The 11649-nt window shown below is 67.0% G+C and carries 11 protein-coding genes; 1 reads left to right on the plus strand and 10 read right to left on the minus strand.

Annotation, left to right across the window (positions count from 1 at the left end; genetic code table 11):
• Positions 1-32 precede the first annotated feature (32 nt).
• Positions 33-767: a hypothetical protein gene (locus AC1DS6_RS21405; protein ID WP_441629040.1), complete on the minus strand. Its 735-nt coding sequence runs from the start codon at positions 765-767 to the stop codon at positions 33-35.
• A gap of 334 nt (positions 768-1101) precedes the next feature.
• Between AC1DS6_RS21405 and AC1DS6_RS21410 the strand changes: the two genes are divergently transcribed.
• Positions 1102-1413, plus strand: a complete 312-nt coding sequence (locus AC1DS6_RS21410; protein WP_441629042.1) for a high-potential iron-sulfur protein — start codon at positions 1102-1104, stop codon at positions 1411-1413.
• Between the two features lie 24 nt (positions 1414-1437).
• On the opposite strand, the gene AC1DS6_RS21415 is transcribed toward AC1DS6_RS21410, so the two are convergent.
• The 9 genes from AC1DS6_RS21415 to AC1DS6_RS21455 form a co-directional block, all read right to left on the minus strand.
• On the minus strand, positions 1438-1842 hold the full coding sequence (locus AC1DS6_RS21415; RefSeq protein WP_441629100.1) for a Na+/H+ antiporter subunit G: 405 nt from the start codon (positions 1840-1842) through the stop codon (positions 1438-1440).
• A gap of 52 nt (positions 1843-1894) precedes the next feature.
• The gene (locus tag AC1DS6_RS21420; protein ID WP_276286515.1) at positions 1895-2170 is read right to left on the minus strand and encodes a K+/H+ antiporter subunit F; all 276 of its coding nucleotides are present in this window, start codon (positions 2168-2170) and stop codon (positions 1895-1897) included.
• Entirely contained in the window at positions 2155-2658 is a 504-nt protein-coding gene (locus tag AC1DS6_RS21425) for a Na+/H+ antiporter subunit E (protein WP_441629045.1), read from the minus strand. The genes AC1DS6_RS21420 and AC1DS6_RS21425 overlap by 16 nt, the downstream gene beginning before the upstream one ends.
• 4 nt (positions 2659-2662) lie before the next feature.
• Positions 2663-4195, minus strand: coding sequence for a monovalent cation/H+ antiporter subunit D (locus AC1DS6_RS21430; RefSeq protein WP_477103029.1), 1533 nt, complete (start codon positions 4193-4195; stop codon positions 2663-2665).
• Positions 4192-4563, minus strand: coding sequence for a Na+/H+ antiporter subunit C (locus tag AC1DS6_RS21435; RefSeq protein ID WP_441629049.1), 372 nt, complete (start codon positions 4561-4563; stop codon positions 4192-4194). Before AC1DS6_RS21435 ends, AC1DS6_RS21430 begins: the two co-directional genes overlap by 4 nt.
• Positions 4563-7358, minus strand: coding sequence for a monovalent cation/H+ antiporter subunit A (locus tag AC1DS6_RS21440; RefSeq protein WP_441629050.1), 2796 nt, complete (start codon positions 7356-7358; stop codon positions 4563-4565). The genes AC1DS6_RS21435 and AC1DS6_RS21440 overlap by 1 nt, the downstream gene beginning before the upstream one ends.
• Positions 7359-7487: 129 nt before the next feature.
• Positions 7488-7694 carry a universal stress protein gene (locus AC1DS6_RS21445; RefSeq protein ID WP_441629052.1) on the minus strand — a complete coding sequence of 69 codons (207 nt, stop codon included), beginning with the start codon at positions 7692-7694 and terminating at the stop codon, positions 7488-7490.
• Positions 7695-8076: 382 nt separating this feature from the next.
• A complete protein-coding gene (locus AC1DS6_RS21450) occupies positions 8077-9939 on the minus strand; it encodes an OPT/YSL family transporter (protein ID WP_477103030.1) in 1863 nt (620 codons plus the stop codon).
• Positions 9940-10278: 339 nt separating this feature from the next.
• Positions 10279-11622, minus strand: a complete 1344-nt coding sequence (locus tag AC1DS6_RS21455; protein ID WP_441629056.1) for an MFS transporter — start codon at positions 11620-11622, stop codon at positions 10279-10281.
• Positions 11623-11649: the final 27 nt, after the last annotated feature.

The raw sequence follows: 11649 nt of genomic DNA on the forward strand, positions 1-11649 counted from the left end.
AGCGGAGGCAACGAGCGTTGCCTCCCCCTTCCTCAATCCGCTGAACTGGCGGGAAGCACCGAAACGCGGACGCTGGTAATGCCCAACGGCTCGCGCCCGGCGGCGCCACGCGCGGCGGAGGGATCGGTCCAGCCTTGCAGCGTGTTGGCCAGCGACCGCAACAGCGCCGTGCCTGCCACGGACGCCTGCTCAAGCCCCAGCAACACTTCGAACGACGCGCTGCGCTCGCCCGCGGCCTGCAGCCGCGCGTCCAGGTCAGCCAGCAGGTTGTAGACGGCATTGCCCATCTGCAGCACGAAGCCGCTCTCCAGCCCGAGCTGCCGGTATTGCGGCCGAACCCACGACTCGACCAGGGTCACGAAGATCACACCGGTTTCGTCGGCATTGATTTCGAATGCGCAATAGCCGACCGGATGCAGGTCCCGCGCGAGGATCAGCCGGTAGAAGAGGACCTGGCCGCAGACCTCGTCGCTATCCATGTCCATCTCGAAGGCCTGGCCGGGCTCCCAGTCCTCGCTGTCAAGGACTTCGCCGGATACAGGCGCGTCGCCGCCGGGCAACGGTACGCCGGCTTCCGCTTCAAGCTGGGCACGCAGGGTTGCCAGCACTTCGTCGCGTCCGGGCGCTTCCGGCGGTTCGGTATAGATGGCAAAACGCTCGCCCTCGGCCGTCCCGGCGAAGTCCGGGCCCATCAAGGGCGACAGTTGCAACGCTAGCGGTTCCTGCAGCGCCTGGCGGAGGGTATCGGTGTTGGTGCGAGCGGTCATGGGCGTAGTGGTGGATGGCGTGTGGTTGGCGTGGCGGCGGTGAACCCGCCTGCGGCAAAAAAGGCAGCGCCGAGTTTGCCATAGGCCAGCCAGCGGAGCCACGATTATCCCGATTCACCCTGGCTTGTCCATTCCGCGGAGAATCCGGTGGCGGCAAACCGCACATGCCGCGCCAGGCGACGGCCGCTGTGCCACAATCCACACCAGCCGCACGCCGGAACTCCCCCACAGAATATCGGCCTTCACACCAGTCAGCCAGGCGCCGCGCGCGGTCCGCTACCGGTGATGTCGTCGAGTCCGGCAGTCTTCAATCCCCACAGAAAAAGGAAGCCGCATGTCGACCCGCCGTCAATTCCTGAAGACACTGCCGATAGCCGTGGCCACAAGCCTCGCGGCCGTTGCGGCGCCGTCCGGCGCCGGCGCGGCCACGCTCGACGAGAAGGATCCGCAGGCCGTCAAGCTGGACTACAAGGCGGACACCCGCAAGGTGGATCAGGCGAAATTCCCCAGGCATGCGGCCAGCCAGACCTGCGCCAACTGCCAGCTGTTCCAGGAAGGCGCCAGTCCGTCGACGGGCAGCTGCGTGCTGTTCGGCGACAAGCAGGTAGCCGCCGCCGGCTGGTGCAGCGCGTGGGAGCAGGGCTGAAGACTGGACGCCATGCCGGCGCCGTCAGCTCTCGGGAACCTTCCCCGCCGATGATGGATCCGCGGCCTGCCCGCGCGGCTCGCTGCGCTCCCGGTCCTCCGCCTCCCATGTGCGCCCCCGTGTGCGCGGGTCGACGGGCAGGCGCTGCTGCATCGCCGCCTTGGCCAGCATATGGGCGCTGATTGGCGCGGTCAGGAACAGGAAGGCGGTGATCAGCAGTTCATGCAGGCTCAGGCCGTTGCCCTGGTTGCTGAAAAACACGACCGAAGCCACCACGACGCCACCGACACCCAGCGTGGTGGATTTGGTCGGCCCGTGCAGGCGCATGAAAAAGTCCGGCAGCCGGAGCAGCCCGATGGCGCCGACGAGCGTAAACACGCTGCCGATCAGCAGCAGCACGCAGGTGGCGAATTCCGCGATTGGGCTCATATTGTCCATTGGGCCTCCCGTCATGGTTAGCGGACCAGTCCGATCCGTCCGGTCACTTGAGTTCGATGATGTCGCCGCGCTGCAGGTACTTGGTCAGGGCGACGGTGCCGATAAAGCCCATGACCGCGATCAGCAAGGCAACCTCGAAGAACAATTCCGAGCGCAGCCAGATGCCGAATACCACGATCAGCGCGATGGCATTGATATTGAGCGTGTCGAGCGCGACGATGCGGTCGGGCAGGCCCGGCCCGCGCACCAGGCGGATAAAGGCGAGCAGGAAGGCGACCCCGAGGATTCCCAGCGAGAGCGGTATTACGACGGCAAGCATTCAAATATCTCCCGTAGCGGCGCCTCATAGCGCGACTTGACCAGCGCGATCAGCTTGGCTTCATTGTCCAGATCGAGTACGTGGACCAGCAGCCGGCGGCGGTCATCGCTGAGTTCGGCGCATAAGGTGCCCGGGCTGAGCGACACGATGCTGATCAGCGCGGACAGCGCCAGTTCATGCTCGACATCGATCGGCACCTGGATAAAAGCCGGGCGCATCCGCGACACCGGCCCCAGCACCAGCAAGGCCACCTCCACATTGGCCACCACGATGTCGATCAGCACGTGCGCCGCCAGGCGCAGCATCAGATCGGGCCGGCCCACGCGCATCGGACGCAGCCAGAGTCCCTTGCCGATCAGGAGCGAGATCGCCCAGCCGAGAAGTGCGCCCAGCGCCCAGTCGGCAGGCGACACCCTGTTTACCAGCAACAGCCATGTCGCCAGAAGCGCCAGGCTGAGCCATGGATGCGGAAACAAGCGTTTGACCATGACCTTAGCTCCCCGCGGCCGGCAGCACCGCGCGCAAGTAGGCCGCGCGGTCGAACAATTGGGCGGCGGTGTCCGCCAGGTACTGGCTCAGCGGCTGCGCGAACAGGACCAGCGCGACGCTGCAGGCCAGCAGGAAGGCGCAACAACCCAGCTTCCAGCCATCCGGCGCGACCCGATGGTAAGCACCGTGGCGCTCGGGATCGTGTTCCTGGGGCAGGCGCCAGAGCAGGCGCGTGCCGGTGCGGCTCACGGCAATCAGCAGCGCCAGGCTGGATAGCAGGACGCCCGGCCACAACACGGCCGCGGCCGGCAACGGCGCGCTGCGCATCACCATGACCTTGCCGATGAAACCCGACAGCGGCGGCAGGCCGATCGCCGCCAGCGCCGCAACCAGGAACAGCGCGCCCGCCAGCCGCGAGCCGTGGACAACCGGGACAGGCTGCCCCACCGAGCCCGCCGGCGGCGCCGGCTCAAGCGCATCCGCCAGCAGGAACAGTGCCGCCGTGCACAACGTGGTACTGAGCAGGTAATACAGCGCCCCCGCCCAGCTTTGTCCGGTCTGCATCGATACGCTGGCCGCCAGCAGCCCGACCGATGCCAGCACGAGGTAGCAGGTCAGCGTCTTCAGGTTGGGGGCGGCAAGCGCCCCGAGCGCGCCAAACCCCATGGTGGCGAGCGCCATCCACCAGACCCAGTCATGCAGGAACGCCGCCAGCATGCCGCCGGGCGCGCCGAAGATCAGCGCGGCGCAACGCAGGATGGCGTAGATGCCCACCTTCGTCATGATGGCGAATAGCGCGGCGGCCGAGCCCGTAGCGCTGGCGTAGGCCTTGGGCAACCAGAAGAGCATGGGGAACAGCGCCGCCTTGAGCCCGAAGACAAGCATCAGCATGGCCCCCGCGGCCGTGGCCAGCGGCACGTCGGCAGGCGGCAACCCGGCCAGCCGGAGGCCCATGTGCGCCATGTTCAGGGTGCCGCTCAGCCCGTACAGCACGCCGATGGCGATCAGGAAAAAGGCCGAGCCCGCCAGGTTCAGCAAGACGTAGTGCATCCCGGCGCCGATCCGCGCGCGCCCGCCGCCATGCACCAGCAAGGCATAGGAGGCGATCAGCAGGATCTCGAAGAAGACAAAGAGGTTGAAGAGGTCGCCCGCCAGGAAGGCGCCATTGAGGCCCATCAACTGGAACTGGAACAGGGCGTGGAAATGCCGCCCCATCCGCGCGTCTCCCCTGCCCGCGGCCACCACGGCAGCCGCGCCCAGCACGGCGGTCAGCAGCAGCATCAGCGCGCCAAGCCGGTCGAGCTGGAGCACGATGCCGAACGGCGCCGGCCAGTTGCCGACGTGATAGACCGGGATGGCGCCGGTGGCTGCCTCCAGGACCATGCAGGCAGCCACCGGCAACAGCAGCAGCGCGGCGGCCGTACTCAGCGTGCGCTGGACCCGGAGCCAGCGCAGCGGCATCGCCACCAGTAAACCGCCGGCGAACATCGGCAGCAGGATGGGCAGGAGGATCGAAAAAGGCAGGCTATGGGTCATGGGCCGTCCGCCTCGTTCCTGCCAGCGCCGCCGGCCTCCTCTTGGCCCGCTTCCTTGCCATCCACATGGTCACTGCCTGTGATGCCAAGCGAGCGCAGCGCCAGCACCACCGCGAATGCGGTCATGGCAAAACCGATGACAATGGCCGTCAGCACCAGTGCCTGCGGCAGCGGGTCGGCATACCGCGCCCCGCTGGCGATGACCGGCGGGCGGCCGCTGGACAGGCGGCCCATGCCCAGCAGGAACAGGCTCACTGCGTACGAGATCAGCGCCAGTCCCAGCACCACCGGGAATGTGCGCGCGCGCAGCAGCAGGTAGATGCCGCAGGCCATCAGGATGCCGACCGTGCCGGCGTAGACGGCTTCCATCAGGCACCCTCCCGCGCGTGGATGCGCTTGTCGCGCACGCCGAGGTGCGACACGATCAGCAAGGTCGTGCCCACCACCGTGAAATAGACGCCGAGGTCGAACAGCATGGCGGTGGCCAGTTCGATTTCGCCCAGCACCGGCAAGTGGAAGTGCCCGAAGGCCGTTGTCAGGAACGGGAAGCCGAACGCCCAGCTACCCAGCCCGGTCAGCCCGGCCACCAGGATGCCGCTGCCCGCCAGCGCGCGGTAATTCAGCGCGATGCGCGCCTCGGTCCACAGCACGCCACTGGCCACATACTGCAGCAGCAAGACCACCGCCGTGATCAGCGCGGCGATAAAGCCTCCGCCCGGCAGGTTGTGCCCGCGCAGCAGCATGAAGACCGCGACCAGCATGGTCAGCGGCAGCATCAGCCGGGCCAGGATGGCCAGCAGCAACGGGTGGCTCTGGCTCGACCACGGCAGCCCGTTGGGCCCCGCCTGCGGCGCCGCCAGGCGCATGCCCTTGAGCAAGGCCTGTACCGCAAGGCCGGCGACCAGCAGCACGCAGATCTCGCCCAGCGTATCGAAGCCGCGGAAATCCACCAGGATCACATTGACCACATTGTGGCCACCGCCACCTTCAACGCTGTTGGCCAGGAAAAAGGCGGAAATCGAATCATAGGGCCGGGTCATCACGGCATATGCCAGGACGGCTAGCAAGCCGCCGCTGCCCAGGGCAAGGCAGGCATCGCGGACACGCCGGGACACCGGCGAGGCGTCCGGCCGGTCGATGGGAAGAAAGAACAAGGCCAGCACCAGCAGCAGGATTGTGACGACTTCGACCGAAACCTGCGTCAGCGCCAGGTCGGGAGCCGAAAACCACGTAAACGCCAGCGCCACCAGCAGCCCGCACGCGCCCAGCAGGATCAGCGCGCTCAGCCGTTGCCTGTGAGCGAGCACCACGCCGATCGCCGTGAGCCCCAGCAGCGCCATGCCTGTCACGGTCATCGCGTCGAGCGGGCCGGGGGGCACCGGGCCGGCCAGCGTGTCCAGATCCGCCAGGAAAGTGGCCGGAATCAGCAGCATGGCGGCCACCATCCACGCCAGGTAGCCTTGCAGCGAGCCGTTCTCGAACGCCCCGGTCATGCGGCCGGCCAGCCGCTCCAGCCAGCCGATGGCCGCCTCGAAGGCATCGCGGGCGTTCAGGTGGAGCATGCGTGCGTGATGGCGATGGAAGGCATCACGCCGGAAGAAGAAAAACACCGAACCGCAGACCATCGAGATCAGGCTCATCAACAAAGGCAGGTTGACGCCATGCCACAGGCTCAGGCTGTACTCCGGCAACGGCCCGCCCAGCGTGGCCAGGGCCGCGGAGGCCAGCAAGGGCCCCACCGTGTACGCGGGGAACAGCCCGACCACGAGGCAGATGGCAACCAGCACCTCCACCGGGATCCTCATGGAACGGGGTGGCTCGTGCGGCGGGTAGTTCGGCAGGTCGACCGGCTTGCCGTCGAAGAACACGCCGTAGATAAAACGCAGCGAGTACGCCACCGTCAGTGCCCCTGCGAAGGTCGCCGCCGCCGGGATGATCCAGTTGAACTCACCGAGCAGGCCTTGCGCCAGGGTCTCGCCAAAGAACATCTCCTTGCTCAGGAAGCCGTTGAACAGCGGCACGCCCGCCATCGACAACGAGGCCACGATGGCCAGCAGCGCGGTATGCGGCATGTAGCTGCGCAAGCCCCGCAGCCGTTGCAGGTCGCGCGTGCCGGTCTCATGGTCGATGATGCCCGCCGCCATGAAGAGCGACGCCTTGAACACGGCATGGTTGAGGATGTGGAACAGCGCAGCCACCGTGCTCAGTTGCGTGTCCAGCCCGAACAGCAGCGTGATCAGGCCGAGATGGCTGATGGTGGAATACGCCAGCAAGCCCTTCAGGTCGCGCTGCAACAATGCCATGCCGGCGCCAACCACCAGCGTGGCCAGGCCGGTGAGGCTGACCATGTAGAACCACCAGTTGGTGCCATCCAGCACCGGATAAAGCCGGGCCAGCAGGAAGACGCCAGCCTTGACCATGGTGGCGGAATGCAGATACGCCGAGACCGGCGTGGGTGCCGCCATGGCGTGCGGCAGCCAGAAACTGAAAGGAAACTGCGCGGACTTGGTGAACGCCGCCAGCAGGATCAGCGACAGCATCAGCGGATAGAGCGGGTGCCGTTGCACCGTGCCTGCCTGCGCCAGCACATCGGACAATTCCATGCTGCCGCAAATGTGGCCGAGCAGCAGCACGCCGGCCAGCAAGGCCAGCCCGCCCCCGCCGGTCACCGTCAGGGCCATGCGAGCGCCCTTGCGCGCGTCCGAGCGATAGGACCAGAAGCCGATCAGCAGGAACGACACGATGCTGGTCATCTCCCAGAACACCGCCAGCAGCAGCAGGTTGCCGGACAGCACGACACCGAGCATCGCCGCCATGAACAGCAGCAACAGGGAGAAAAAACGTACGGTGGATTCGCTGCGCGGCAGGTAATAGCGCGCATAGAGAATGACCAGCAGCCCGATGCCCAGCACCAGCAGCACGAACACATACGCCAGTCCGTCCAGCCGCAGGCTCAGGCTCAGCCCGATATCCTCGATCCAGGGCTGCCGCCAGACGATGGCGCCGCCATCGGCCACCCGGCCCCGCGCGCTGAGCAGCAGGCCCAGGCCCGCTAGCGGCGTGGCCACCACGATGGGCGCGGCCAGGCCACGGGCCAGACGCCGGGCCAGCGGCATCAGCACCGCGGCGAAAAGCGGGAGCGCAATCAGCCAGACCATCAACATCGGCCACCTCCGGGCGCCGGGCCAGCGATGCGGCTGGACAAGCTGTTCGCGGCGAGCACCACCATGGTCATCACTCCCTCCTGTGTGGCCGGCACCGGTGGGGTGCGGGCTGTTGAACGGGAAAGCGCTTCAGGTACCGGTCGTTGCCTCGCCCCGGCTGACGACAACCACCGGCACTTGCGATTTGCCGAGGATCGTCGTCGCGACGGAACCGAGAATGGCATTGGCCAGCGCACCGCGCCGCTTGGAGCCCACCACGATCGCGTCGGCATCCAGTTCGGCCGCCAGCCGCATGATCTCATGCGCGGGGTCGCCAGTGACCCAATGTCGATTCATCGTGCTATCACCTCTCATCCAATGCACGCGGCCACGATCCGCGCATGCGAACCGGTCGTCCGGCGCCAGCCGGCTGGCGCTCGCGCCGCCGGCAATCATTTTGCGCTACAACCGCCCGCCCTCGCCCGCGCGCGGCTGGCAGGCACAAAGAATTCAGATCTGTCTCAAAAATATTCAAAACGGCGCGCTACCTGAGCGTGGCCACGTTTCGCGGCCTGTCCGCAAGGTGCTGCCGGGCGACGGTAGTCCTGATCGCGCATGGGCGCAATGAATCACCCTTCTTACAATAACGCCCGTGTCTTCCTGCCGTCCCGATCACATTGGCCGGCCCCGCCGGAACTCAAATAGGAAAACGAGGGTTGAATGCACAAGTCAAAGCGGGCTAGCCCATGGCCGTAAAAACCAGGCCCGCTATGCCGAGCCCCACCGCCGCCAGCGCATCGCCCGCGATCAGCCCGCCGCCCACCAGCGACGTCGTGCTCATGTCCTCGGGCAAGGGGTCAGGCGTGCCCTTCGACCCCGGCAGGCTATTGAGCACGCTGGCCACTACCCCGCCCAACGCGAACCACGCGGAGGTGGGGAGGTTGACGAATCCGCCAAAGGAGGACGCATAGGGCGACGGCAACACCACGGTATCGAGCAGGAAGTCCGCAATGCGTCCAACCCTGCCGGCCTGGATGAAGCGCTGATAGCGCGCCCCCGATCTGACCAGCAAGCGCAGCAGCGCCGTGGCAAAGCCCAGGGCGATGCCGAGTGCCACCGCCGTGCGCTGGTGCGGCAGGTCATCGGTCAGGCCACGCAAGGCGCCTACGATCTTGTACGTCATGGCCGATGCCCAGCGATGCGGCTGATCGCTGGCGGCAAGCGCGGTCTGGTCCAGCGCCAGCTCGGGATAGGCACCCATGAACAGCCTGGCGAACAGCACCGCCAGCACCGCGCCAGCGACAATCCCCGCCACCTGGAAGCGAAACTGCAAGGTGCGATTGGTTCCGAGCCGCCAGCCGGTGGAGCGGTCCTGCTGCATATCGCACGCCTCGCTGGTCGATACCAGCAACACCGTCGCCGCGATCAGCCCCACGTGCGGGTCGCGCAAGCCAAACGCGGCCATCAGGATCACGGAAAGCACGAAGGCCGAGGAAATCGGGTTCTGATCGACCATGCCGACCGAGATGCCATTCACCATCGCGAACACAAACACCAGCAGCACCGCCAGCACCAGATAGCCCGCGGGCTGGTGGAGCAGCCCCGCACCAACCGCCACGATGGCGGCGCCCCAGAACAGCACCCACGCCGCCAGCCGCCACTGGCTGCCCCGCGATGGCCCTGCCGGCCCGGGCATGCCGCTGCCACGCAGGCGCCGGTGCTGCCGGTACGCCTTGAACAGGATCAGCGCGATATCGACCAGCGCCGCGCCCATGATCATCCCGAGCGCGATCAGGAAGGTAATCTTGCGAAACGGCTCGCCTGGCGCCAGCCAGCCGATCGAGACGAAGAACGGAATCAGCGCCCAGCCCGCCAGCCCGGCCACCAGCGCGGCAAGGCCGATGCGCGCGCCGACGATCATGCCGGCGCCGAAGGTGGACGCCGACAGGTCGATGGCGGCAAGCCGATCGATCCGGACCGCGCCGATACCGCCGACAATGCCCAGCACCGTGCCGCCGGCCAGGCGGGACAACGACCGCCGGAGCAGCACCGGATCGGTCAACGCGCGCAGGATATTGGCCACCGCCAGGCCGGACGGAAAGGTGAGTTGCAGGCGGTCGACCAGGATCGGGGTGTACAGCATGCCCACGCCCACCCCGAACATGCCGACGCAAAGCATGTACAGCATCAGTTGCCACAGCGGCGGCTCGGGCATGCCCATCCAGGTCATCGCCTGGATCACAACGGCCATGCCGCTCATGCCTGCCACCGACGACGCAATGGTCTGGATATAGTTCGCCCCGTGGCGCCCTTCGGTGCCGTAGCCAAAGGTCACCGTGGAGCCGAGAATCCCCGCCAGGACCTGCCCGCCCACGAAGAAGCCGAGCGAGAAGTTCATATAGGCCGCGGCAATCCCGCCGAGCGGGCCGAGCACAAAAACCCCGACGGCGCCGAGCAGCGCGTAGTACCGCCATCCGCCCTGCTCCGGCAGCCAGGCCCAGCGCCGGCCAGTGCCGTCGCCGCCGTAAGCTGGCGGCAAGGGTGCCGGCTCGGCATGAGCGCGCGATGCGGCGTCTTGCGGTGGCCTGCGGGCTGCCGTCATTGGCTCCCCCATGCGCGCCTGGCGCATCAGTGGCTGCTTGGCGCGAAGGAAACAAAAAGTGCCGTGAGGCAGAGGCGGCCTGCTGGAGAGACAACCGCGCCTGGGCTGGGGAGATGCTACCGCAACCGGGGTAGCGCGAGGCGTGCGTTCGTGCGCAAGGGCACCTTATGCCGGCCCTACCAGGCTACACAAGGCGGCCCGCAAAAAAGACCGGACACGAGACGTGTCCGGGAACCCATTTGCTGACTCAGATCGTGTCACTAATCCGAGAATCTCAAATGATACGCATTATCATTTAAAAGTTCAAGAATAAGCCAGCTTACCCGCCCGGCTCAGCCCTCAGGCGGCCACAGCCATGTGCCGCGCCTGGCCCGCGCGATGGCGCCCGAACCGGAGCATGGTGGCGCCCGCGATCACGGCCGGGATCCCCACCAGGAGGAACAGCGCCGGCATCGTCAGGCCCAGCGACAGCATGGTGCCACCACCCACCGATCCCACCACCGAGCCCATCCGGCCGACCCCATTGGCCCAGGCCACCCCGGTGGCGCGGCAATCGGTGGGATAGTAGGCTGCGGACAGCGCGTTGGCACCGACCTGCGAACCGGAAACGCAGAACCCGGCGGCGAACACCGCCAGGCCCGCCAGCCAGGGCGCGGCGGTCAGGCTGCCAATGGCCGCCACAAAGATGCCCGCCAGCGTATAGCTTGCCGCCAGCACGTAGTGCGGGTTGGCGCGATCCATCAGCCAGCCCAGCACGATGGCGCCGAGGGTGCCGCCCACCTGGAACATCGTGGTGACCAGCGCCGCGGTCTTGAGCGAGACGCCGGTCGTACGCAGCAGCGTGGGCAGCCAGCTGGAAAGCAGATAGATCACCAGCAGGCTCATGAAGAAAGTGAGCCACAACAGCAGGGTGCCCCGCACCAGCTCGGGCTTGAACAGGTGGGCGGCCGGCGAGCCGGGCATGCGCTTGTCCGTGACCACGATGCTGCCGGGCGCAATCGGCTCGCCCGGCGCGATCCGTTGCAGCGTAGCGGCAACCCGCTCCGGCTGCTTGCCGCTCATCACCAGGTACCGGACCGACTCGGGCAGTTTCCACAGCAGGAATGGCAACAGCAACAAGGGCAGCACGCCGCCCAGCAGCAGCACCGAGCGCCAGCCGTGTTCCTCGATCAGGCTCGCCGAGGCCAGGCCGCCCAGCGCCGAGCCGATGGTGAAGCCGCAGAACATGGTCGTCACCAGGAAGGAGCGCCGCTTGGCCGGGCAATACTCCGAGGTCAGCGTGATCGCGTTGGGCATGGCGCCGCCAAGGCCGAGGCCGGTCAGGAAGCGCAGCGCCACCAGGCCCCACAGCGAGCCGGAGAAGGCGGAAGCCAGGCTGGCGATGCCGAAGAACAGCACGCAGAAAACAAGGATGGTCTTGCGCCCGAAGCGGTCGGCCAGCGGGCCGAACAGGAAGGCGCCCGCCATCAGGCCGGTCAGCCCGGCGCCAAACAGCGGCGCGAGGTGCCCGGGCGTGAGCTGCCATTCGGCGCGGATCGCCGGCGCGATAAAGCCGATGGCGGCGGTATCGAAGCCGTCGATGGCGACGATCAGGAAGCAGAGTACGACGATGCCGACCTGAAACGCCGACAAGGGCTGGCGGTCGATGAACTCGGTGATACCGATGGATGGTTGGGTGGGCACGGCTGTCTCCTTCATTGTCTTTCGAGG

The organism is Cupriavidus sp. 05L310 (genome assembly GCF_056398185.1).